The organism is Microbacterium sp., assembly GCF_051860965.1.
Taxonomy (GTDB): Bacteria; Actinomycetota; Actinomycetes; order Actinomycetales; family Microbacteriaceae; genus Microbacterium.
This window is the reverse complement of the sequence record NZ_JBIMKU010000003.1, coordinates 217,176-238,093: the sequence shown is the minus strand read 5'-3', so window position 1 is coordinate 238,093 and position 20,918 is coordinate 217,176. Positions and strand designations below refer to the sequence as shown.

Annotated in this window: 28 protein-coding genes; 14 read left to right on the top strand and 14 right to left on the bottom strand. The window is 65.6% G+C overall.

Features of this window, described 5'->3' with window-relative positions; all coding sequences use genetic code 11:
* Nucleotide 1: 1 nt before the first annotated feature.
* The gene (locus ACTIFV_RS06995; protein ID WP_439592053.1) at nt 2–739 is read right to left on the bottom strand and encodes an anti-sigma factor; all 738 of its coding nucleotides are present in this window, start codon (nt 737–739) and stop codon (nt 2–4) included.
* The gene (locus ACTIFV_RS06990) at nt 726–1,277 is read right to left on the bottom strand and encodes an RNA polymerase sigma factor (protein WP_439592305.1); all 552 of its coding nucleotides are present in this window, start codon (nt 1,275–1,277) and stop codon (nt 726–728) included. The genes ACTIFV_RS06995 and ACTIFV_RS06990 overlap by 14 nt, the downstream gene beginning before the upstream one ends.
* 220 nt (nt 1,278–1,497) lie before the next feature.
* Between ACTIFV_RS06990 and ACTIFV_RS06985 the strand changes: the two genes are divergently transcribed.
* On the top strand, nt 1,498–2,094 hold the full coding sequence (locus ACTIFV_RS06985) for a fasciclin domain-containing protein (protein WP_439592052.1): 597 nt from the start codon (nt 1,498–1,500) through the stop codon (nt 2,092–2,094).
* Nucleotides 2,095–2,213: 119 nt separating this feature from the next.
* On the opposite strand, the gene ACTIFV_RS06980 is transcribed toward ACTIFV_RS06985, so the two are convergent.
* The 8 genes from ACTIFV_RS06980 to ACTIFV_RS06945 all read right to left on the bottom strand — a co-directional run bounded on the left by ACTIFV_RS06980 (nt 2,214) and on the right by ACTIFV_RS06945 (nt 7,664).
* On the bottom strand, nt 2,214–2,930 hold the full coding sequence (locus ACTIFV_RS06980) for a spermidine synthase (RefSeq protein ID WP_439592304.1): 717 nt from the start codon (nt 2,928–2,930) through the stop codon (nt 2,214–2,216).
* Between the two features lie 104 nt (nt 2,931–3,034).
* Nucleotides 3,035–4,366, bottom strand: a complete 1,332-nt coding sequence (locus ACTIFV_RS06975) for a DUF222 domain-containing protein (protein WP_439592051.1) — start codon at nt 4,364–4,366, stop codon at nt 3,035–3,037.
* Between the two features lie 66 nt (nt 4,367–4,432).
* A complete protein-coding gene (locus ACTIFV_RS06970; protein WP_439592050.1) occupies nt 4,433–4,741 on the bottom strand; it encodes a hypothetical protein in 309 nt (102 codons plus the stop codon).
* Nucleotides 4,742–4,867: 126 nt separating this feature from the next.
* On the bottom strand, nt 4,868–5,392 hold the full coding sequence (locus ACTIFV_RS06965; protein ID WP_439592049.1) for a metallophosphoesterase family protein: 525 nt from the start codon (nt 5,390–5,392) through the stop codon (nt 4,868–4,870).
* A gap of 5 nt (nt 5,393–5,397) precedes the next feature.
* The gene (locus ACTIFV_RS06960) at nt 5,398–6,051 is read right to left on the bottom strand and encodes a hypothetical protein (RefSeq protein WP_439592048.1); all 654 of its coding nucleotides are present in this window, start codon (nt 6,049–6,051) and stop codon (nt 5,398–5,400) included.
* 49 nt (nt 6,052–6,100) lie between these two features.
* Nucleotides 6,101–6,469: a VOC family protein gene (locus ACTIFV_RS06955; RefSeq protein WP_439592047.1), complete on the bottom strand. Its 369-nt coding sequence runs from the start codon at nt 6,467–6,469 to the stop codon at nt 6,101–6,103.
* A gap of 69 nt (nt 6,470–6,538) precedes the next feature.
* Nucleotides 6,539–7,231, bottom strand: coding sequence for a thermonuclease family protein (locus ACTIFV_RS06950; protein ID WP_439592046.1), 693 nt, complete (start codon nt 7,229–7,231; stop codon nt 6,539–6,541).
* A 106-nt stretch (nt 7,232–7,337) separates the two neighbouring features.
* Nucleotides 7,338–7,664, bottom strand: coding sequence for a nuclear transport factor 2 family protein (locus ACTIFV_RS06945; protein ID WP_439592045.1), 327 nt, complete (start codon nt 7,662–7,664; stop codon nt 7,338–7,340).
* Between the two features lie 53 nt (nt 7,665–7,717).
* Between ACTIFV_RS06945 and ACTIFV_RS06940 the strand changes: the two genes are divergently transcribed.
* Nucleotides 7,718–8,110, top strand: coding sequence for a hypothetical protein (locus ACTIFV_RS06940; RefSeq protein WP_439592044.1), 393 nt, complete (start codon nt 7,718–7,720; stop codon nt 8,108–8,110).
* A 603-nt stretch (nt 8,111–8,713) separates the two neighbouring features.
* Here the strand turns inward: ACTIFV_RS06940 and ACTIFV_RS06935 are convergent.
* A complete protein-coding gene (locus tag ACTIFV_RS06935; protein ID WP_439592043.1) occupies nt 8,714–9,331 on the bottom strand; it encodes a hypothetical protein in 618 nt (205 codons plus the stop codon).
* 112 nt (nt 9,332–9,443) lie between these two features.
* Here ACTIFV_RS06935 and ACTIFV_RS06930 point away from each other — a divergent pair, with 112 nt between their 5' ends.
* Nucleotides 9,444–9,638 carry a helix-turn-helix domain-containing protein gene (locus tag ACTIFV_RS06930; RefSeq protein WP_439592042.1) on the top strand — a complete coding sequence of 65 codons (195 nt, stop codon included), beginning with the start codon at nt 9,444–9,446 and terminating at the stop codon, nt 9,636–9,638.
* Nucleotides 9,639–9,747: 109 nt separating this feature from the next.
* On the opposite strand, the gene ACTIFV_RS06925 is transcribed toward ACTIFV_RS06930, so the two are convergent.
* Nucleotides 9,748–10,737, bottom strand: coding sequence for a nuclease-related domain-containing protein (locus ACTIFV_RS06925; protein WP_439592041.1), 990 nt, complete (start codon nt 10,735–10,737; stop codon nt 9,748–9,750).
* Between the two features lie 140 nt (nt 10,738–10,877).
* Here ACTIFV_RS06925 and ACTIFV_RS06920 point away from each other — a divergent pair, with 140 nt between their 5' ends.
* Nucleotides 10,878–11,615 (top strand): NYN domain-containing protein, encoded by a 738-nt coding sequence (locus ACTIFV_RS06920; protein ID WP_439592040.1) that lies wholly within the window; start codon nt 10,878–10,880, stop codon nt 11,613–11,615.
* Nucleotides 11,616–11,904: 289 nt separating this feature from the next.
* Nucleotides 11,905–12,465 (top strand): DUF4760 domain-containing protein, encoded by a 561-nt coding sequence (locus ACTIFV_RS06915; protein ID WP_439592303.1) that lies wholly within the window; start codon nt 11,905–11,907, stop codon nt 12,463–12,465.
* 276 nt (nt 12,466–12,741) lie between these two features.
* Here ACTIFV_RS06915 and ACTIFV_RS06910 read toward each other — a convergent pair whose 3' ends face one another.
* Complete coding sequence (locus ACTIFV_RS06910) at nt 12,742–12,927, bottom strand: hypothetical protein (RefSeq protein ID WP_439592039.1); 186 nt, start codon at nt 12,925–12,927, stop codon at nt 12,742–12,744.
* 338 nt (nt 12,928–13,265) lie between these two features.
* Here ACTIFV_RS06910 and ACTIFV_RS06905 point away from each other — a divergent pair, with 338 nt between their 5' ends.
* The 9 genes from ACTIFV_RS06905 to ACTIFV_RS06865 are packed head-to-tail and all read left to right on the top strand — an operon-like array spanning nt 13,266 to nt 19,790.
* Nucleotides 13,266–14,198 (top strand): hypothetical protein, encoded by a 933-nt coding sequence (locus ACTIFV_RS06905; RefSeq protein WP_439592038.1) that lies wholly within the window; start codon nt 13,266–13,268, stop codon nt 14,196–14,198.
* 33 nt (nt 14,199–14,231) lie between these two features.
* Nucleotides 14,232–14,750 carry a hypothetical protein gene (locus tag ACTIFV_RS06900; protein ID WP_439592037.1) on the top strand — a complete coding sequence of 173 codons (519 nt, stop codon included), beginning with the start codon at nt 14,232–14,234 and terminating at the stop codon, nt 14,748–14,750.
* Nucleotides 14,747–15,610, top strand: a complete 864-nt coding sequence (locus ACTIFV_RS06895; protein WP_439592036.1) for a hypothetical protein — start codon at nt 14,747–14,749, stop codon at nt 15,608–15,610. The genes ACTIFV_RS06900 and ACTIFV_RS06895 overlap by 4 nt, the downstream gene beginning before the upstream one ends.
* Before the next feature lie 17 nt (nt 15,611–15,627).
* Complete coding sequence (locus ACTIFV_RS06890; RefSeq protein WP_439592035.1) at nt 15,628–16,020, top strand: holo-ACP synthase; 393 nt, start codon at nt 15,628–15,630, stop codon at nt 16,018–16,020.
* Nucleotides 16,013–16,387 (top strand): helix-turn-helix domain-containing protein, encoded by a 375-nt coding sequence (locus ACTIFV_RS06885; RefSeq protein ID WP_439592034.1) that lies wholly within the window; start codon nt 16,013–16,015, stop codon nt 16,385–16,387. The genes ACTIFV_RS06890 and ACTIFV_RS06885 overlap by 8 nt, the downstream gene beginning before the upstream one ends.
* A 4-nt stretch (nt 16,388–16,391) precedes the next feature.
* Nucleotides 16,392–17,516, top strand: a complete 1,125-nt coding sequence (locus tag ACTIFV_RS06880) for an ImmA/IrrE family metallo-endopeptidase (protein WP_439592033.1) — start codon at nt 16,392–16,394, stop codon at nt 17,514–17,516.
* On the top strand, nt 17,513–18,205 hold the full coding sequence (locus ACTIFV_RS06875) for a C1 family peptidase (protein ID WP_439592032.1): 693 nt from the start codon (nt 17,513–17,515) through the stop codon (nt 18,203–18,205). The genes ACTIFV_RS06880 and ACTIFV_RS06875 overlap by 4 nt, the downstream gene beginning before the upstream one ends.
* Complete coding sequence (locus ACTIFV_RS06870; protein WP_439592031.1) at nt 18,202–18,813, top strand: dTMP kinase; 612 nt, start codon at nt 18,202–18,204, stop codon at nt 18,811–18,813. Before ACTIFV_RS06875 ends, ACTIFV_RS06870 begins: the two co-directional genes overlap by 4 nt.
* A complete protein-coding gene (locus tag ACTIFV_RS06865; RefSeq protein ID WP_439592030.1) occupies nt 18,810–19,790 on the top strand; it encodes a thymidylate synthase in 981 nt (326 codons plus the stop codon). Before ACTIFV_RS06870 ends, ACTIFV_RS06865 begins: the two co-directional genes overlap by 4 nt.
* A gap of 17 nt (nt 19,791–19,807) precedes the next feature.
* Here the strand turns inward: ACTIFV_RS06865 and ACTIFV_RS06860 are convergent, their stop codons facing one another.
* Complete coding sequence (locus ACTIFV_RS06860) at nt 19,808–20,806, bottom strand: nucleotide kinase domain-containing protein (protein WP_439592029.1); 999 nt, start codon at nt 20,804–20,806, stop codon at nt 19,808–19,810.
* Between the last annotated feature and the right edge of the window lie 112 nt (nt 20,807–20,918).

Here is a 20,918-nt window from a genome sequence, read left to right as displayed (position 1 = left end):
GTCACGTCGGGCTGAGCGCCCCGCGCACGATCGAGTCGCCCGAGTGGGCCGGGTCTCCGTCGACCGGCTCGACCGAGATGTCCACGAGGCTGTATTCCTTCAGGTCGACGCCGTCGGGGATCGGGAACGATCCGCGATCGCCGTCGAGCACACCGAGGCTGATGAGCGCGCCCGCATCGTTGCGGATGAGCCACACCTCGCGATACGCGTCGGGCACGGCCGCGGCATCCAGCGTCACGATCAACCGGCGTGAGCCGTCGCGCCCCTCCTCCACATCCGCGGAGCCCACGGCATCCGGGTGATCCGGGAACGCGTCGAGCGTCGCCACGGCGATGGACGTCGGTGTGAGGCGCGCCACGAGGGCCCACCCGGTGAGCCCGGCACCGGCGACGACCACGAGCGCGGCCGCGAGCACCCACATCAGCCGGGAACGGCGACGACGACGGGGGCGGGATGCCGCTGCGCGCGTCGGCGCGGATTCCTCGACCGACGCGTCGGATGCCTCGGCCGGCCGTGCGGCCAGTCCGAGTTCGGCGCCGATCTTCTCCCACACGCGCTCGGGCGGCGCCTCGAGCGCGTCGTCGTCGATCGTGGCGCGGGCGATCCGCACGGCGTGGCCCATCTCGGCGAGTTCGGCAGCGCACTCGGCGCAGTGTGCGAGGTGCTCGACGTCGTCCGGGGAGGCGACGGGCTCGCCGATCGCGAGCAGGGCGAGCTGGTCGGGATCAAGGTGCGACACGGGTGACCTCCAATCGTTCTCGCATGCGGATGAGACTGCGGCGGATGTGACTCTTGACGGTACCGAGCGGCATGTCGAGTCGGGCCGCGATCTGCTCGTGGGTCAGGTCGTCGAAGAACGCGAGGCGCACGACCCGCTGTGCATCGGGCTCGAGCCGCTCCAGTTCGTCGGCGACCAGGATCGACTCGGCGAGGTCGGGCGGATCGCGCACGAGATCGTCGGGTCGCGTGAGCTTCTCGAGCTGCGACTGCAGCGCGCGCACGCGGGCCCGCGATTCGTGCATATCGGCGATGCGGTGTCGCGCGATCGCGACCAGCCACGTCGACAGCTTCGCCTTCGCGGTGTCGTACGACTCACGCGACGTCCACGCCGACACGAACACCCGCTGCGTCACGTCCTCGGCATCGCTGCGATCGCCGAGGGAGCGCAGCGCGAGCGTGAAGACGACCGGCGACCACCGCCGGTAGACGTCTTCGAGCGCGGACTCGTCACCGGCGCGGAAGCGCTCGGCGAGCGCACGCTCAGGGAAGTCGTCCATCGTCCGGTCTCTCGTCAAGGTCGATGCCCCACGGTAGTCCCGCGGGGCGGCGATAGCCATCAGGAAGTCCTTCCCGAGCTCGGGCGTGTATGGATGCAGGTCGCACGGATTTCTCGACGAATCCTGCGCCGCTGCATCCGTCGCTCGTTCTTGGCTGGAACAACATCCTGACGCCCGACCCGTGGAGTTCGCGCGCCGACCCAGAAGAAGGAGCAGAACGATGAAGATCAGTTTCCGTCTCGCCGTCGCCACCGTGGTCACGGCAGGTCTCGTGTTCGCCGCCGCCGCGCCCGCGAACGCGACCGGCGGTTCCGCACCCAGGGGCACGATCGTGGATGTCGCGATCGCCGCCTCCGGAGGGGGCACGCCCGACGCGAATCCGTGGGATTACGACCTGCTCGTGCAGGCCGTCGTCGCGACGGGTCTCGCCGGCACGCTCTCCGACACGAGCACGAAGTACACGGTGTTCGCACCGAACGACCGTGCCTTCATGCGTCTCGTCACCGACCTGACGGGCACGGCGCCCGCGTCCGAGGCCGCGGCGCTCGCCACGATCACGAGTGCGTTCACGATCGACCAGATCAAGAACATCCTGCTGTATCACGTGGTCGCGGGCTCCAAGCTGCGGCCGCTGCAGGTGCTGCTCGCCGGGTCGATCACGATGGCCAACGGCGGTGTGGTGAAGCCGCGTGGCATCACGCTCCGCGACACGAGCCCCACGCTGGCCGATCCGCGTCTGGTTCTCTGGGCGATCAACATCAAGGCGTCGAACGGCGTCATCCACACGATCGATCGCGTGCTCGTCCCCGGCTCCTGACCGGGGACCGTCGCCGCCGATCCCCCAGTCGGCGGCGACCCGGCCGGCCGTGCTCGCCACAGCGGAGCGCGGCCGGCTTCTTCTTTGCCGGCGCTGCCGCGCCGAGGTCGCGACTCTGCTCAGTGGGAGTCTCGAGACCTCGCGACGTAGACCGTGTTGGATGACGTGCCGCCCGTCACCGGATTGTCGAAGTCGACGACGTGCGCGGCGGTGTCGTCGAAAACGGTGGCGAGCTCGCTCATGAACTCCGCGTCGGGCGGATCATCGGACCACAGCGCGAAGACGCCGCCGTCGGTCAGGTGTCTGTCGAGGGCGCGCAGACCGGGAGCGCGATAGAGGTCGGCGTGGCTCGGGTCGAGTTGGTGCCGCGGCGAGTGGTCGACGTCGAGCAGGATCGCGTCGTAGCGCTGGGCTGAGGTGGGCGGTCGGCGCATCCGTTCGAAGAAGTCGTCGCTGACGAGCGCCGTGCGCGGGTCGTCGACGAGTTCGGATGACACGGGCAGCAGATGGCGCTCATGCCAGCCGATCACCGCGTCGAGGCGATCGATGACGGTCAGGGCCGTGACCCGCGGATCGCGCAGTGCCGCCACCGCCGTGTAGCCGAGTCCGAGGCCGCCGACCAGCACGTTCAGCTCGTCGCCCGTCGCGGCCGCGAGTCCGATATCGGCCAGCGCGATCTCGGCGACGGTGAACAGGCTCGACATCAAGTACTCGTCGCCGAGCTTGACCTCGTACACCTCGTGCCCGACGGCGGGTTCGGATCGTCGCCTCAGCGTCAGGTCGCCCATCGGAGTGGGCTGCCAGTCGAGCTCTTCGAACCGTGCGATCACGGACATCCCCTCGTCGGAGTTCACATTACAGACCGCGCTGCTCCGGGCTCTGCCGTCGACAGACGCCGGTCGCATCATTTCGACTGGCCGATGAGGCGCTCACCGTCGATCTAGAACGGTGCGGGCCCGGAACTCGGGCGAAAGACGGGCATGGGCCGCTCGGGCTTGACGAGATACCTGCGCCCGGCGGGCGACGTCCACTCGAGAGACCCACCCGAGCCGTCGATCTGCTGAACGGACCAGTCCCCGTGGTGCTTGATCGTGTGGTGCCCTTGGCACAGTGGTGCGCTGTTCCACAGGGATGTCTCGCCGCCGTGCTCCCAGGCGAGGGTGTGGTCGATCTGGCACCTGCTGGCCGGGATGCCGCACCCCGGAGCCATGCACCGTTCGGATCGCCATTTCACAAGCTTTCGCAGTGACGGCGGGTGGGAGTACCGCTCGCGGGAGACGGAGAGAACCATGCCGGTCTCGGGATGTGTGAGCACCCGCATCCAGCCGTCATCTCCCGCGCAGAGTTCACGGGCTCGGCCGATCGGGATCGGTCCGACGCCCTCGACCGTCGCCTGCCCGGCGGAGGCGTCACCGCTGAGCAGCGAAAGCGCCGGCACGGTCACGACGACGCTCGCGCGGACGCCGCGCGCGGCATCGGGATGCAGCGTCGTGTCGCCATCGACGAGCAGGTCGCAGAGGGCATCCGCACGCACCTGATCCATCGTGCGCGTCTCGGCCGTATCCGCATCGACACGCGCATCCGCATCCACATCGACATCGGCACGCGCATCCGCATCGACATCGGCACCCGCATCGGAGCGCCGCCCGACGATCGCGGCCGCGATGCCGGTGAGCCGCTGATGGATCGCGTGGGCCTCGACACTCGGAATCAGGGCGTGCAGCCACGACATCCCGTCACCCACATGCTCGACGTGGACCCGACGTGCCGCGACCGCCTCGCGATGCCTCTCGGCGAGCGTCACGGCGCGCACGCGATCGACGAGCGCGCGCATCGCGCGCCGGAAGGAACCGACGGGCAGCTCCTTGGCCAGCGTCATGCCTTCGTCGAGGACACGTGCTCGCACCGCCGGATCGACGCTGTCGACCACGGTGACGAGGATCCTCGCGTGCTGCTCGGTGATCTCGGCCTGATGCAGCACGTCGTACACCGCCGGATAGCGGCGCACGACGGCGTCCGACAGGGCGAGGAGTTCGCCGGCCGCATACTCCGTCGTGCGCAGGGCTGTGGCGATCTCGAGCCGCACCGACCGGTCGAGGATCTCGGTCGACAACTGCGGTGCGCTCCGCCGAGCCTCGGCATACAGCATCGCGATCGACAGCAATCGCTCGGCCGCGAAGACCGCCATCATGTCGGCGACTTCGACCATGCGACCCACCGCGTCGGGCCCGGTGTCGAGGTAGTCATCGACGGGCAGAACATTCGAGGCCATGCATCCATATTAGAACATTTGTACGATAGTTGCAAGGCAATATCGACGAGGACGCAGCGAATGATGTCAGGCCTCTAAGAGGTAGTGCCGCACGCGCTCGTCGCGCTCGAGAAGGAACCGTTCATCCTCGGGGTAGAATACGGCGCGCTCGATGTCATCACCTGCGAAGCCGACGATCGCCTCCAGGGACTCCCACCGCGAGACGGTCGTGACCTCGGTGCGACCATCGCCGAGATCGCGCGTCAGCAGCCACGCGTCGAGGTTGCCCGGCGTCTGCCGATACTCCGCCAGACCCGTCTGCTCGATGTACGCACCGCGGTCCGCCGTGCGCACGACACCGGACCACATACGCACCACCGCTCGCTGATCGCTCATGACTCCAGCATCCTCCCCCGCCCCGCACGATTCCGGCCGATCGTCGCCGCCTGACCGTCAGCCGCAGAGCGCCGACCCGTCAAGCCTCTGAGCCCGAACCGAGCACCGACCGACTCCGCCCCCGCGTCAATCGCCTCGCGCGGCAGGGCGATCACGCGGAACCGCGACCAGCTCCACACGGGTGATGCGGCCGGCATCCACCTCGACCGTCATGTAGGTGCAGGCGGGCTGCCGCCGGCGATCCGTGGGCGATCCCGGGTTCAGAAGCCGCAGCCCGGCCGGAGTCACGGTGTCCCACGGAATGTGGCTGTGCCCGAAGACGAGCACGTCGACGTCGGGGAACGCGGCATCCATCCTCCGCTCCCGCCCTGTCGATGCGCCGGTCTCGTGGACGACGGCGAACCGCACCCCCTCGACGGTGAACCGGGCGATCTCGGGCAGGCGGCTGCGCAGATCGGCGCCGTCGTTGTTGCCGTATACGCCGACGACGGGGCCGTAGTCCTCGAGATCGTCGAGGACGGATGCCGCGACCCAGTCGCCGGCGTGCACGACCACATCTGCGGCGCTCGCGGCAGTGACGACCTGAGGGGGCAGCGTACGGGCGCGGCCGGGGATGTGCGTATCGGCGATCAGGAGCAGGCGCGAGGTCATGGGGGCTACACGAATCCTTCGTCGACGAGCGTGGTGCGGTCGGCCGTGATGACGTAGGCACGGCCCGATCCGCCGACCACGCGGCTCCAGCTCTCGACATGGAGGCGACGCTTGAACAGCTCGATCGAGAATCCGCCGTACATGCCGGGAATGGGGAACCACACCGTTCCACCGCTCTCGGTGAGGCCCGCGATGTCGAGGTGCCGGATCCGGATGACGCGCTCCGCCGAACGGCTCGCGGCATCCGTCACGAGTTCGGCGAGACGCGCATTGATCGCGTCCACCTCGGTCGCCCGCAGCGGGTGCGCGAACGTCGGTGTCAGCGCTACGAGAAGGTGCGCCTTCCCTCGCTCGCGGGCGATGTCGAGCGGACGATCTCCGCTCGCGGCGCGCAGTGTGCGCCAGGCGCCGCGGTCGAGCATGCCCCGCACGACCGCGACGGATGCTCCGTGCCACGCCGCCTGATGGAGGGGCGAGAACCAGCTCTCGCCGCCCACCCGCCAGTCGTTGATCCCCGCATCGCCGCGATCGACCATCGCGAACACCGACTCCCAGTCCGCCGTCTTCGCCGCATCCGCAAGACGATCGCGCGCCTCGACGAACGCCGGCTTGACGTCGTCACGTGGGAGGAGGACGCCGTACCACTCGACATCGCTCAAACGAGCCTCCTCGCTCCCGGTTCGCTGCGGCCCCTGCACGCGGTGATGCTCACGCCTGCGCGTTCAACCCGATGCGGTTGCCCTCGGAGTCCTCGATGTAGGCGAAGACTCCGCGGCCGCCGCCGATCTCGGCCTTGGGAACCAGGATGCTGCCACCCGCCGCCTCCGCGCGGGCGATCCATTCATCGATCGACGGATTCGCGTCGAAGTACACGCGCGAGCCGAAGTGCGACGGTTCGTCTTCGGGCGCGAGGAAGAGGCATCCCGCCGCTCCTCCGTCGTCGGCCGCGAAGATCGCCGTCTCCTTCTCTGGGCCTACGGGCAGCCGCATGAGCCGGTCGCCCGTGAGCGCCTCGTAGAACGCGATCGCCCGCGTCATGTCGCTGACCGGGATGTCGAACCAGACCACTCTGGACATGGAGTTCCTCTCGTCGGTGGACCGACCCTTCCCGGGTCGGACTCGCTCGGTCAAGGGCTTGCGGGGCTCTCATTCGCAGGCGAGTCCGTCGCCCTCGCCGTCGCCGTTGTTGCCCGTGCCGACGGCGAACCACTGGTAGATCTCGGCCTGCGCCGGGTCGTCCCGGTCGAACGGACCGGTCGGATGACCGACCGTGTTCTTCTTCAGCTTCGTGCACGAGGAGTACTGCAACCACCACTGATCGATGGGATCTGGCGCGACCGCGGCCGCCTGGCATCCCGCAGCGACGACCGCGCCGTCGGCGCCCAGAGTCGCGATCTGCGCCGCGTGATAGTCGGCCTCGCGTGGATGCATCGGATACCCGTCGGCCGAGTCGTAGCGTGCGACTGCGTTGCCCGCCTGCAGCTGCATGAGCGCGAGATCGACGCCGTCCGCCGTCGTCACGTAGCGCAGCAGGCGCCCATGGCGATCCTGTTCGTTCTGGCCGTCGGGCAGTTCGAGCGTCACGGCATCCCCCGCGGCGATGAGGGCCGCGATGGCGGCCGACGCCTGCGCGTCGCCGCACTCGCCGCGCTCCGGAGTGTCGATCCCGATGATGCGGACTGTGCCGGCACTCGTCTCGACCGTGTCGCCGTCCACGACCGAGACGAAGCTGACCGGCTCGGCGCCAGGCGACGGATCGATGGATGCCGCGGGGCTCGCCGCGACGACGGCATCCACCTCTGCCGCAGGAACGCACGCCGACAGCGCGACGACCATCATGGCTGCCGCCACAATCGCACCCAGTGTCGTTCTCGCCCGCACGGCCACCCCTTCGGTCTCGATCCCCAGATCGATTCGAACCTATCGGGCGCCGCCGACACGCGACTCAGTCGGGGACGATGACGACGCTCGCGATCCGATCGCCCGCGAGCGTGAACCGGAACGGGCTCGTGCCGTTGAACCCGTCGCCCGTGACCTTCAGGTGCACGAGATAGGTATCGGGCGCCTCTTCGACGATATCGACGAGCTCGAAGTGCGACCTCTTGCCGATGTTGTCGGTGCGATCCCACTGCCGGATGCCCTCGTGCCCCCGCGCGACGCGCCCCCAGTCGTCGAGCGTGCCGTCTTCGGCGAAGGCCGCGACGAAGGCGTCGGAGTCGGCTGCGTTGGTCGCGTCGATGAAAGTGGCGATGGGATGCGGGAGCTCGGCCATGCTCCGATCCTCGCGCGGTCCCACGCCGACGTCCACCTGGATACACTCGCCGAGTGCGGATACGCCCGATCGATCTCGTCGACGTCTTCGTCTACCTCGTGGTGCTGGGGGTCTTCATCCAGCTCTTCCCGAGCGTCATCTCCGAGACGTTTCTACTCGCCCTGCTGACCGCGATCCTGCTCAAGGTCGTGCTGGAGGGGGTGCTGTGGCTCAAGAAGAGGCTCGTGGCGCGCGTGCGCGGAGCGCAGACGACGTGGCGTCGAGTGATCAGCATCGGCTTCCTCGTGCTGGTGCTGCCGGGCAGCAAGTTCCTCGTGCTGTGGCTCGTCGACCTCGCGTTCAGCGACAGCGTGCGCCTCGGTGGCTTCTTTGCGGTCACGGCGCTGATCATCGTGCTGATGCTGGCACGGGGCGGGATGCGGCGGCTGCTCGCGACTGCGCGATAGGGGCTTGCGGAGGGCGGGCAAGCAGCGGGCAGGCGCCGAGACGGGTGACGAACAAAGGCTGATCAGAGGCCGAATTGAGAAGAATGCCCCTGGAGGGACTCGAATGCCCGAAGCTGCATATATCGACCGACATCGAGGTGCAACTACCGCGGAATTGCGCGGAAGGCGTCTTCGCCACCGACATCGATCAACGTCCGATAACAGCCTCTGACAGATAGTGTACGGGCAAATTGCGGGTGCTCGCTGAGGCGTAGGGACCCCGTGGAACCGCGGGATTCCGCGCTTTGGGCGAGTCAATCAACGGCCCGATTGATGAACAGAATGCTCAGGGGCTAGATCTCCTCCGAGGCAACGACATCCGCCGGCATCCGACCCCGTTACGATCCAACTGATTGACCACGGAGACGCCCCTGCGGGCAAATTCCCTCCAGGGGCGCAGACGCCGCGTGGCGTGCATGCGGGCCCACCAGCGTGCTTCATGCGGATTCGGCTATGCGTCGAGATTGCCCGTGTCTCGCCGGCGTAAGACATCGGCTGTGCGAGGACCAATTCCCTCTCCCCCGTGCCGCAGTCGGCTAAGTCGACCAGTAGCGGCCTGGTAACTCAGCGACCCAACGAGGGACCCGATGTTCCCGGCTGCATCCACGGCGCGGAGGCTTCCGCTTCCCGCATCTGCTCTTCGCGCGCGAGGAGGTAGATCTCGCGGTCGGTTGCCTCATCTAGGAGCCCGGTACCTCGAACGCGGTTCATCATCCTCGTCGCTGTACTGACGCTCACCCCGAGCTCATCAGAGACGAGCTTGAGCGGGCCCTGGTTGGTCACTGACGCGAGCCGATAGAGCCTGGCCGCCTCGATCAGAGTCTGCTCCGATGATCGCGACCCCTCGGCTCGCACCCGCATGATGTACTGCGAGTAGTTCTCGGTCGCGTCCGCTTCCCCTTGGATGCGGACAACACGCATTGCCGCCCACTGCACGATGTACTGCACACGGAGGTCGCGCAGCAGTGTCGTCGTCACCTCATCCCCCGGCCCCTGGCGATCGACTCTGATTGAACCAGCGACTGCGCGCCTCAGGGTCGGGTCGTATACGGCGTGCGCACGAACGGGACCCGGTATTTCCGGAAGGCCAGTCACGACCGCGGTCCACGCACGGGGGATGTGGATCCCGTTTCCGGCGTCGACGATCTCGTCATCGACGTGTTCGATTGAGAGTTCGGGCACGAGTCGAGCTTCCCAGGTCGTCCATTCGCGAGCAAGTGATGACACAGGACGTTCAGGGGTGTACATTGCGTGAGCAAGTGATGACATCTGTAATTCAGCGAAGGAGAAGGTCATGAACACATCACCGAAGTCGCTTGCTCTCACAATGAAGGAAGCGGCCAAGCTCGTCGGCGTCGACTACCGGACGATCAAGCAGGGAATCCAGGCCGGTACCATTCCGACGGTGCAGCTCGGCGCGCGCGTGATGATCCCCCGAGCCGAGCTTCTCCGCGTATTCGGGATCGACGCGAACCGCCTCACTGCGTGAGCTCCGCCCAGCCTTGCAGGCTGTTTGGGCGGTACTCGCTCATGCGAGCGAGCGAACGGATTCCCATACGGCAGAGCGCGGAGGTGCACCGGTTCGGCCCATCGCTCTGTCAGCCGAACGTGGTGAGCATCCCCATCGCCAGCGTGGCGAGCATCGCGAACGGACTGAGCATAAGAGCGAGGGCCCAACCAAGGCGCCGGTTGCGAGCAGCAACGACAGTAGTGCGGAGTTGCGCGAACGCTACAAGATCGGGTTCAGGGATGGCGGGATTGCCCCAGGTTGCTGGCGCTGCCGCCAGAACGCTCAGATCGGTGACGTCGCCCGCGGCGAGTACCGCGGCTCGGCTTTGCAGCCACCGCGGCAGTCGCGCCACGTTCAAAACGATGACGCGTTCTGGCCGTTCCCGGATCGTGAGTCGGCGGGCGGCGACGATCGCGATCACCGGCGTGACCTCGACAGGGCGCCGTGCAGCTTGGGTGAGGAGTTTCGCGACGCGTCGCGCTTCGTACTCGGCGTTGCGGAGGTGGTCCGTGCGCTGCCCGTTGACCAGAAGCCGTCGGGACGCGACCCAGACGTTGCCGCCTTCATGGAACTTGGAGTTGATAGTGAAGACGCCGCCGGGCCCGATGACGATGTGGTCCACGTCGCTGCCGGCGGTGCCGACGGGGACAGCGTGCAGTGCCGCCCATCCGGGGCCGAGCTGATCAAGTAGACGGGCAACTTCGAGTTCGCCGAGTGCGCCGAGGAACCATGGCCGGCTCTCGACACTCAGCGGGCTACGGCCGAAGAACCGTTGCACCCATGTACGCGCGGGCGCCGCCGCCTGGACCTGAAGTGCTTCCGCGATCACCGAAGACGCGGGAGCCCGTAGCCGTAGGACACCCTTCTCAGGCGGCCGCTGCATCCAAAGTTCGCTGGAGGGTGCGGCCACAGCTTGTATTGCATGCGCGGGCGTGCACTCGAGGCAACGCACCGTCCGACGATCACGCTCATAGATTGCATCCGCGCCTGCGGTCATTTCCGCGCCACACAACCGGCAGCGCCCCGGGTAGCGGAGCAGCATCCGACGGTCGTTTGTCTCGCCGATCGGCTGCACCATGGCGCGATTCTATGGGTGACCCGACGACGCTCACGCATCCGGTGCGGGTACCCGATGCAATGGAGCGGTTCCGGTGCCGAGCAACGTTTCAGCGGTCACGATTCGATCAATTCTGCTGGGGGGCCTGACATGCTGTGTTCGTGGCCCAGCAGAACGACCTCGTCGCCGTGCTTATCGACGCTGACAACGTCTCCCCGACGCGCATCGGCGCGGTGATGACCGAGATCACCCAGTACGGGACAGCGTCGGTGAAGCGAGTGTACGGCGACTGGACGAAGCCGCAACTGTCCAGTTGGCAGACCGCGGCGAGCGAGCACGTCATCCAGCCCATGCAGCAGTTCGCGAACACCGCGGGGAAGAACGCCACCGACAGTGCACTCATCATCGACGCGATGGACCTGCTGTACACCGGCCGGTTCCAGGCGTTCTGCATCGTCTCCAGCGACAGCGACTTCACCCGGCTCGCCTCCCGCATCCGCGAAGACGGTGTGACCGTCTACGGTTTCGGGGAACGAAAGACTCCCGAGGCGTTTCGCAACGCCTGCGACCGATTCACCTATCTCGACGTACTCGCGGAACCGTCGAGCGATGTCGCCGACACGGCCGCGTTGAAGGCGCGCATCCCCTCGGCGAAACTCCGCACCGATGTCCAGCTGGTTAGCGCGCTACGCGCAGCGATCGGCGGGGCATCTCAGGATGACGGGTGGGCAGACCTCGCCGGGGTCGGTTCGCTGGTGCGCAAGCAACGACCGGACTTCGATTCCCGCAACTGGGGATACGCGAAACTCTCGGACCTCGTCCGTGAGATCGGACTCTTCGAAGTCGGACCACGGCCGGGCGGCGGGGTACGGGTCAAGCTCGCACCACAGGAGAAGTAGCCAGCCGTTCAGCCCGATCCACATGCGGGCGGTGCACGGATGGTGTGCCTGATTGCACAATCGGCTCAGTTGAGAGCGGCGCCACTTTGTACGCTCGGGTCGCGGCGAGCAGACCTTCGTGGCCGTACGAACGCGTTGTTGCCACGTGAACCATCTCGATGTCCGCGATGGTCTCCGTGACATCGTTCTTCAAGGCGCGGGAGGCGTGACATCGTCTTCAGGTTTTAGGAAGGGTGGTGTGGCGAAGTGATTCTTGATGCGGCCCAGCTAGAAAAGAGATGTGAAGCACATGATTCCGCTGTCAGCCCTTGCCGCCCGCGGCGAGGCGGGGGCGCCTGAAATCGGAACCGTCGCGGAATGGGTGGCCGCGGTGGCGGCGCTGATGGCAATTGGGCTTAGCATCTTCGCGCTTTTCGTCGCATGGCGATCCTCCCGACGCAACAGTCTGGTGAGTCTTCAAGAGCGACTTGACGCTCGCGAAGTCTCGGAGGGGCGAAGGATCATCTACGACGCGAAATCAGTGAACGACGTCGCCAAGATGTTCGCCAGACGCCACAAGAATTCGAACTGGGACAGAGCGAATCGTGCAGTGAACCTTTGGAACACCCTCGCTCAGTTCACAAGGCTTGGCATCGTCGACAGAAAGCTGTCCCTTAAGCTCTGGGGCGACTCTGTCGAGGAGGCGTGGGAACACCTTGAACACTTCATCCGCTTTCGGCGGGGCGCCGGATTCGCCGACATGCCCGGAAGGAAAGACAAGTGGTCGAGCCTCGTATGGTTCGCGACTAACACCACAGCCAGAGTGTCGCCGGACCTGCTACCGCCTGATAGGCAGAGCCCGCTCGGCTAGCTGTAATCCCGTGAGGCTGTCAACGCGTTCGGCGGGATTCGACCCCCCGAGCCCGGTGGGGTCAAACGTGATCGTAGTTGTGAAGCCAGATATCGTCGGCGGGTTCGCGGGTTCCGTCTTCGCTGACGGGAGAGTCCTAGGTGTATCTGCGGTCAACACAATTGCGCAAGGGCGCGTCGTGGAGTCGATGGGGTTGTCACGTCGCGATGAGCACTTAGGACCAGTGCACGAGCGCGGTGAGGGCGGGCATGATCCAGTCGCCGACTGGGACTCGGCCTAGAGGCCGAGAGTTGCCTCTGCCTCACGCATCTGCTCGGGCGTGAGGGGAGTGCGCGACTCGTTCAGGAGGCGACCTTCGCTCACGAAGGAGTTGACATGCTCACCATCTGCACGCACCTGATAAGTGATGGTCACGGCCGCTGAACCCTCTCGTAGCGTCACGATCTGAATCTCATTGGGCATGACGCAATGCTAAGTGGTCCGCGTTAACGAGAGACGACCCACCGCCGGGGTGGCTGACGGCGATCCTCAAAACGTGCCGGCGCTCGATCTCGATCCCTCTGCGGCCACTGCGCGCAAGGGGCAGGGCGAGTGCGCGCCCGGGACTGCGCGGTTAGGGTGCGTTACTGTGCGCAGTTGCGGCGCTCAAGGGTGGTGGCTGCCAGTCGAGGTACTTGCTCGGGAATGAGGCGGAGGCGATTCACGCCCGTGTGGTTGCGGTGACGTCGAAGTAGGCAGGAGGCGCCTGGACGAGGACCCCTTAGGTAGTTCCCGATGCGTCGCCGCGCTAAACATGCCACATGGCGCCGAATGGAGACTCGACCGAAACCCGCAACCTGACCCAGGGCTGGTGCAAAGAAGGCGAAACCGTTGCTGCGATGGTTGGGCGCCGTGATAAGCGCGAGTTCGACAGGATCGAAGCGCGCTTTGCGAAGGCGAGGCCTGACGAGCATCGGGCAGCGTCGCTCATCTACGCAGTTACCGGGCTCCTCCCACATAGCGAGGACGACCAGAGTGGCAAACGGAACCACCAACGTGCCGTGAACGACTCAGCGAGGCCCGGCGCGGTCGATATCCGGCTAGAGAACGAGTGCGACGGTGTCGAAATCTGCGAGGTGACGAGCACTCTCGATCACCGATTTCAGGGGTCAGTCGCAGCAATGCAAAAGATGTGTGAGGGGATCATCGCGAACTATGAAGGAGCCGCATCGTGGACCCTGGAGCTTGGTCGAGGTTGGGACCAACTCCGGCTGAAGTCTCTGTCAGCGGACGTTGCGTCCCGACTCAACACCGAGTCATGTCACAACCCTGATGGCAATGATCACGACGGGAACCACAACGTCGTTTCGCTACACGAGAGAATCTCCGCACGACGTACGGGGCGCATGGCGCCGCCGGTGATAACCGTTCACTCCTACAACGCCGGCCAGGAGGAGAAGAATCGACCGTACCTCGATGAACTCACCGAGTATGTCGCCACTGACAAGACAGTGCAGAGCAAGGTCGAGAAGCTTGCCCGTGAGCAGACACTTCACATCGCGCAGCGTTGCCACCTGTTTCTCGGAATGGCCAGCACCGGGCCCCACGGTTCGTTGTTGCCCATCAGCCCGTCGTACTTCACATGGGGAGAGCTCAAACTGCCCGATGTGCTTGACGATCTCTGGCTGGAAGGAAACACGGGTGAGCTGTACCACTGGACCAAAGAGCGCGGCTGGCTGTTCCATCGCATGTGATCGACGAACGCGCTCCGGAGTGCTTGCGGGCGAGTGACCGAGGGTACCCAACGGCAAGAGTCCAGCCGGCGAACCGAGCTCGCGCAGCGACTGACGCGCACTGCAGTACATGATTTCATCGGATCCCTTGTCGCTATTATTGACATTGGTGTCGGAATATCCGACAATCGACGTATGGTGAAGCAAGTAGCTGCGGCAGATCAGGCTGTTTCGCGGCAGGCGCCCGCGCCGCTGACGCGCGGGGCGTCTGGTGCGGTCTTCGATCTGTACGGGATGCCGCTGACCGTCGCCGCCGCTCGGTCGATGACCGTCGCGAGCGTGGCGTCAGCGATGGCGAAGGCGCTCGCAAACCTGCGCCGCGTTGCCGATCCGGCAGCGGTTGCCGGAACGGGGGCGACGCTGGACTCTCTCGAGGTCATCTGGCTTCTAGCAAAGTTCGACAAGCCCTTCGGGTGCCAGCTCGTCGACGTAACGAAGGTGGATCGTCGCCGCTGGTCGAGTATCGCCGACGTCGCGCAGCTCGTACGCGAGTCAATTGGGGAGGCATCGTGAGTAGGTATGTTCAGCCGGCGCGGGGGTTGTCCGAGGCATGGATCGACGTGCTGGCCGCGATGAACGCTGAGCCGGGCGGCACCGCGACGAACGTGATGGTGACGATCCCGGCGCCCGCGCCCGCCGACGAACCCGCGGTGCGGCTCGTGCTCGATCGGGAGCTGAAAAGGCGCGGCAACCACCAGGTTGCAACGGTCGCCAACACGCTGTTTCCGTCGGCCTTTTATGTGCCGCCGGACTTCGCGTGGGCTGCCGACCTGCCTCAACCGCAGGTCGATGAACTCAACATCGCGGCACAGGAACTGTACAGCAGTTACCTCGAGGTCCTCCCGTCACTGAAGCGCGTCCACGCTAACTCCGGTGGCACGTACTTCTCGCGGATGATCGCCTGGCCCGGCAAGGTCGGCCCGGGCATTAATCAGCTCGACGAGCGCATCGCCTACCTGCGCTCGGAGCGAACCAATGGCAGAGGCACCTCAAATGCTAGTGATCTCGTCATCGCCGGCGATGGGGAGGGGGTCGGCATTCAGGAGTATGCGGCCACCGATCGGCGTACTCGGGGGTTCCCGTGCCTGGTCCATATTGACCTCAGCGTCCACCAGGGCAGCCTCTCGCTGACGGCTCTGTACCGGCACTGGCATCTAGTGACCCGCGCCTACGGCAACATGCTTGGTCTTGCCCGACTTCAGGAGTTCCTGTGCCAGCAGACTGGGCTGGCCGTGGGCGAGCTTGTCGTCATCGCCGGGTACGCCAACGCGGAGCGCGATCAGTATGGGGGCAAGTCTGGTGTCAGCGCCCTGATCGAACAGGCCCGCACAGCACTGCCCGACGCACCGGAAGACAGCTCGGCGGCAGCATGATCCCTCCAGTATTGCGCGTGGGTGTCGACCTCGCCGCGGTCACGCGACTGCAGGCGATGATTGAGGACGATCCCGCATTCCTGCCTACCGCGTGGACTTCTCGCGAACTTGCTTACGCTGACGGCGACGTCGCACGGCTCGCCAGTAGGTGGGCGGCTAAGGAAGCCGTGATGAAAGCCCTGGGAATAGGTATTGGACGGATCTCCCCGCTGGATATCGAAGTCCTTGGCGACGAGGACGGCGTCCCCTCGGTGGCCCTAACCGGCACCGCTCGCGACCGTGCGTGTGAACTTGGGATCGCCGACTGGGCGATCTCTCTCAGTCACGAAGGCGGCCTAGCGATCGCCTTCGCCATCGCTTCTGCCCCACCCCCAGGGCAGATGAAAGTACTAGGAGGAGACGATGTCTGACACCGTGAATAGCAACGAAGTCACTGTGGTCGCAGGCCGCCTGCGGGAGGCCCGCGAAGCGCTCGGGTTTACTCAAGAGGAGGTCAGTGGAGCCCTAGGCATCCCGCGTACCAGCGTCCACGCAATGGAGGCCGGCAAGCGTAGCGTCAGCGCGCTGGAACTGCGCCGCCTTGCTCGCCTCTACCGTCGCCGAGTCGAATGGCTCCTCGGTGAAGACTCCGAGCCAGCAAACGCCGACAACGCCCTGCACCGCGCCACCCAAGCGCTCTCCGAGGAGGACAAGGAGCAGGTGCTCCGATTCGCGGAATTCCTTGCTGCCGGAAACCCCCGACGCGGCGACGACGGACCGATCGCGACGGTCGGGTGACGCCATGACCACGCGAGCCGCTGGGCGGCTCGCCGCCGTCCAGGCGGCCGCACGCGCCCATAACGACCTATCAATCGATCCGACGCGACCCATCGACCCCTTCGAGTCCATCGATTCGCTCGGACTTGAATTGCAGTTCCGGCCCATGAAGCACCTGTTGGGCGTGATCGTCCCTGGCCAGCACGCCGGCGTCCTGATCAACACCGAACGCCCCGCGTCCGTGCAGCGCTACACCGCCGCGCATGAGATCGGCCATTGGTACCTGGACCAGGCCGCGTTCGCACTCGACACCGAGGAGCAGATCGAAGGGCATCCACACGATGCGCGCGAACAGAACGCGCAGCTGTTCGCCGCGCACTTTCTCATGCCGTTGGACCTCGTGTATGCCACTGCGGCCCGGCATCACCTGCGCAAGGGCGACACCGCAACGCCACTCACCGTGTATGAGATGGCCAGGGACATGCACGTCAGTTACACCGCGGCCGCGCACCATCTCGCCAACACCCGCTTCATTTCGGCCAGCAATAGGGACCATCTCCTGAAGACCCGGCCAGCGCAAGTAAAGCGACTTCTCACCGACGGGCGCACCCCGACCAACCCGCGCGGCGACATCTGGAGGCTCGGCAACGAGGACACCGAGGTGGAGGTTTACGTCGGAGACGAGGTCGTCATCGAGCTGCCCGAGAACCCCAGCACTGGCTACCGGTGGCTGGATCATGATCAACTCCACCCCCTCGAGCCGACATCGCTCCGCGCGGGATTCGGGACCGAGGGCACCTCGACGCGCCCCGACCGTCTCCAGCACGCCGAGGTGATTCCGCTCACCGTCCCCGAAACCCCCGTTCACGTCCTCGCCCGGGTTGCTGATCGCAGTGCGCCGCCGACACCCGTCTCAGGAGAGCTGCCGCTCGTGGGTGGACCGACGATTCGACGCATGGGATACAGCGCGCAGGACGCCGGCCAGGAGTCGGTCGACCTCGCCTACGCCCGCCCCTTCGCCCCCGACCGCCCACTGGACCGCGTCACCATCCGCGTCACAGCACGAGCGCTGCCCGAAGTAGAGCTCCGAGCACGCCGCATCCAAGAGTTCCTTGCCGAGGAAGCCGCCGAGCGGAACTCACCGTCGTGACCGGCCGCCCGAATATCGATCTGCGCAGCTCGCTCGGACCCGACGTGCTCGATCAACAGCACCGGCCGCTGTGTGTCGCGTTCGCAGTGTCGGGTGCCCATGAAGCGCACCGCACTGTGAACGGCGCGACCCAAGAGCACCTCGCACCCGAAGCCATCTGGTGGCACTGCAGTACCCTCGGGTTGACCTCCGGCGCGGGCATGCTGCTGCTTGACGCTGACGTCGCCCTGCGCGGCCCGGGTCAGCCCGATCTCGCAAGTTGGCCGTACGACCCAACTCTCGGCAACGCGACCGAAAACCCGCCGAACGGCATTGCCCCGCCGTGGAACCGGGCCGAGCTCACTCCACTGCCGCTTGAGCACGATGGAATCGAAGACCGTATCGAGGAGAGCCTGGAGGCGGGCCGTCCAGTAGTGCTTATCGTCGAGGTAACCGACGAGTTCCGGACACCAGACGAAGACGGCGTGATCGCGGTGCCCGACCTGCGCACTGACGAAGGCGGCTATCACGCCGTCATCTGTGTGGGTGCCTTCACCCACCCCACCCACGGCCGGCTGCTGCTGATCAAGAACAGCTGGGGCATCAACTGGGCCCTTAACGGCTACGGCGGACTCCCGGTCGACTACTTAGTCGCGTTCGGCGCCCAGGCCGCAACCATCCGACCCGAAGGAGACCCGAGCTCATCATGATCATTCTCAAATCGGGCAGCGTGATCGTCCTGGAAGGCCTGGACAAGGCAGGCAAGTCCACCCAGATCGATCGACTGCGGCGCCAGCTCGCTCCAGCCAGCACCCTCTTTGCCCACATGCCCAGCGGGGTCACCCGCTTCAGTGCCGACGTCTACGAAGTACTGGAGGACTCCGCACGTCAACCGGCCTCGGGATTGGCGCAGCAGCTCGCGCACCTGGCGTGCCACGCGGAGAATATGCCGGCCCTTGTAGAAAGCGCCGACGCAGGTGCGCTGGTCCTTGACCGGTGGTGGTGGTCGACCCTCGCCTACGGGTGGCACAGCGGTGCGCTCGGGGACTCTGCGTTCACGCAGCCTCAGTTCGAGGCGCTAGTGAAGACCGTGTGGGCGCCGATTACGGCCTCGGTGGTTTTCGTGTTCCGCATGCCGCACGAGCACGATGCAAACAATCGCGACGGTGTCGCCGCCGGCTACACCGAGTTGCTCTCCCAGCACCCGGACATCGGAGTAGCCATCCCGAATCTCGACCCCGAGGCCATCACCGAGTTCATTCTGAACGAACTCGCCTCCCGCGGCCTCACCTCGAGCAATTCGCAGGTCACCGCATGACGGTCTATCGGAACACCGGGGAAGCCCTCACCGCCCTGCTGCAGGAGATCGTCGAACGCGGGCAGGAGGTCACGGTGCGCGATCAGCAGACTCGGGAGATCTGCGCACAGCTGATCGAACTGGAACACCCGGGCGAGCGCCTGCTGCTTGTGCCGGGCCGCAACAACAACATCTTCGCCGCGATCGCGGAGGCGATGTGGGTGCTCGCCGGCCGCAACGACCTGGCCTACCTCACGCCTTACTTGAAGCGCGCGCCCGATTTCTCGGACGACGGCGGCGACACCTGGCGGGCCGGGTACGGGCCGCGCCTCCGCGACTGGAATGGCACCGATCAACTGGCCGAGACCGTGCAACTGCTGCGAACGGACGCGACCACGCGTCGGGCCGCGCTGACGCTGTTCGACCCTGATCGCGACTTCGTACATAGCAACGACATCCCCTGCAACAACTGGCTGCACTTCATCGCGCGTGACGGACGTCTTCACCTGCACGTTGCAGCCCGCAGCACCGATATCTGGTGGGGCTTCTCCGGGATCAACGCGTTCGAGTGGTCGATTTTACTGGAGATGATGGCCCACTGGGTGGGCCTTGAGGTGGGCCGGCTTGCCTTCTTCACCTCGTCACTCCACCTCTACGAGCGCCACTATCAGCAGGCTGCGATCGTGCTCAATAGCACCCCCGCTCCCTCGTACCCGTCCGCGAGCTCGCCGCCGTTCGACACATCATGGGACGAGTTCGACCGGGAGCTGGGCAAATGGATGGACATCGAACAGCAACTACGCACCGGTACCGACCTCGACGACATCGAGCACGGGCTCCGCGACCCGCTCATGAACAGCTATCTGCGGATGATTGACCTGTACTGGAGCTTCCAGCGCCAGGGCGACACCGCACGGGTGCGCCAGAAACTGCAAGACCTCGGGGACACCGACCTTCGCCAGGCTGCCATGCAGTTCATCGAACACCCCACGTCGTAGCGCTGCGGCGCTTTCAGTCAAGCCAGGACGAGGTCGTCCTGGCGGGCGATGGCTCGATCGTTGATACCCCACTTGGGTGGGAAGTACGGGGCGGGCGGAGGGGCCTGGGGTTCGAACTGTTGCTTGATCCTGGTCCGCCCGCCGATGCCCCGCGCCGCGGGGTGGGCTACACGCGCATATTTGTCCGTCTCGCAGAACAGGTTCTGACAGTCGATCAACTTCAGCCGCCGGCCGAACAGATCCTCGAAATCAAGCCCGTATCGCGCGAACTCCGCTTCCTGGTTGTCGACCATCCACCGGATCACGTCCTCCGCGGATGCGGCACCGAGACTGGGAAAGCACTTTGCAATCCCGCTGCGCGCTCCGGGCCCGGGAACCACGAAGTCGTCCTCCTCGAAATCGAGCAAAGTCGTGTAGTTCAGATCGATCGCCAACTGATACGACAAGAACGGCCCTAGCGAGGGATACGAGGCAATCACATCGAACACCGTCTGAAGAGAATCCGCCGCGCCGAGCTTGTCGACCACCCCGGAAGACATCATGTGCTGAATCAACAGAAGGTGGTTGCGATGTTTGCGCTTCGCGCCAAACGGTGGCGGCGGCACGATGTACGCAGCCGAATATATCCGTCGTCCATCCGCCAGCAACCCATCCAGAATCTTGTCGTAGAGGTCCACATCGAACTCATTGACACCGATCTGCCCAACGCGGGACTCCAACTCATCCCAAGTCGATGGCTTGTTGAAGAACCGAAACAGCAGCACGCGCAACACTAGGTCCTCAGCCGACTGTGATCCGGCGTACGCGACCCGGATCAGATCCTGGGAAACGCGGTCCGCAGCCCGATAGGCGTTCGTGAATCGGAACCTCGCCAAAACGGGGTCCTCAGTCCACGGAGCTGGTACACCGGCGAGACGCCGGTGATAGACCCGCTGTCGTTCGGCGGCGAAGAACCAGTAGCTCGCAAGGACGTCCGACGCCCGCGTGTCGGCGCTACCTATCTGAATCTGGCGCATGATCCGTTCTCCACCCGCAATGAACCCTTGCTAGAAGGTTCTCATGGACCACCCGCACGATCCCGCCCGACACTGCTCACCGAAGAAAGACGAGCGGCTTCATCAGCGTTGG

Excerpts from the sequence above, each read along its gene's own strand:
- ACTIFV_RS06915 (WP_439592303.1), top strand. The coding sequence starts at position 11,905 with ATGATTCCGCTGTCAGCCCTTGCCGCCCGCGGCGAGGCGGGGGCGCCT.
- ACTIFV_RS06905 (WP_439592038.1), top strand. The coding sequence starts at position 13,266 with ATGGCGCCGAATGGAGACTCGACCGAAACCCGCAACCTGACCCAGGGC.
- ACTIFV_RS06885 (WP_439592034.1), top strand. The coding sequence starts at position 16,013 with ATGTCTGACACCGTGAATAGCAACGAAGTCACTGTGGTCGCAGGCCGC.
- ACTIFV_RS06970 (WP_439592050.1), bottom strand. The coding sequence starts at position 4,741 with ATGAGCGATCAGCGAGCGGTGGTGCGTATGTGGTCCGGTGTCGTGCGC.
- ACTIFV_RS06930 (WP_439592042.1), top strand. The coding sequence starts at position 9,444 with ATGAACACATCACCGAAGTCGCTTGCTCTCACAATGAAGGAAGCGGCC.
- ACTIFV_RS06925 (WP_439592041.1), bottom strand. The coding sequence starts at position 10,737 with ATGGTGCAGCCGATCGGCGAGACAAACGACCGTCGGATGCTGCTCCGC.
- ACTIFV_RS06865 (WP_439592030.1), top strand. The coding sequence starts at position 18,810 with ATGACGGTCTATCGGAACACCGGGGAAGCCCTCACCGCCCTGCTGCAG.
- ACTIFV_RS06985 (WP_439592052.1), top strand. The coding sequence starts at position 1,498 with ATGAAGATCAGTTTCCGTCTCGCCGTCGCCACCGTGGTCACGGCAGGT.
- ACTIFV_RS06945 (WP_439592045.1), bottom strand. The coding sequence starts at position 7,664 with ATGGCCGAGCTCCCGCATCCCATCGCCACTTTCATCGACGCGACCAAC.
- ACTIFV_RS06975 (WP_439592051.1), bottom strand. The coding sequence starts at position 4,366 with ATGGCCTCGAATGTTCTGCCCGTCGATGACTACCTCGACACCGGGCCC.
- ACTIFV_RS06955 (WP_439592047.1), bottom strand. The coding sequence starts at position 6,469 with ATGTCCAGAGTGGTCTGGTTCGACATCCCGGTCAGCGACATGACGCGG.
- ACTIFV_RS06980 (WP_439592304.1), bottom strand. The coding sequence starts at position 2,930 with ATGTCCGTGATCGCACGGTTCGAAGAGCTCGACTGGCAGCCCACTCCG.
- ACTIFV_RS06990 (WP_439592305.1), bottom strand. The coding sequence starts at position 1,277 with ATGGACGACTTCCCTGAGCGTGCGCTCGCCGAGCGCTTCCGCGCCGGT.
- ACTIFV_RS06965 (WP_439592049.1), bottom strand. The coding sequence starts at position 5,392 with ATGACCTCGCGCCTGCTCCTGATCGCCGATACGCACATCCCCGGCCGC.
- ACTIFV_RS06860 (WP_439592029.1), bottom strand. The coding sequence starts at position 20,806 with ATGCGCCAGATTCAGATAGGTAGCGCCGACACGCGGGCGTCGGACGTC.
- ACTIFV_RS06880 (WP_439592033.1), top strand. The coding sequence starts at position 16,392 with ATGACCACGCGAGCCGCTGGGCGGCTCGCCGCCGTCCAGGCGGCCGCA.
- ACTIFV_RS06950 (WP_439592046.1), bottom strand. The coding sequence starts at position 7,231 with ATGATGGTCGTCGCGCTGTCGGCGTGCGTTCCTGCGGCAGAGGTGGAT.
- ACTIFV_RS06910 (WP_439592039.1), bottom strand. The coding sequence starts at position 12,927 with ATGCCCAATGAGATTCAGATCGTGACGCTACGAGAGGGTTCAGCGGCC.
- ACTIFV_RS06870 (WP_439592031.1), top strand. The coding sequence starts at position 18,202 with ATGATCATTCTCAAATCGGGCAGCGTGATCGTCCTGGAAGGCCTGGAC.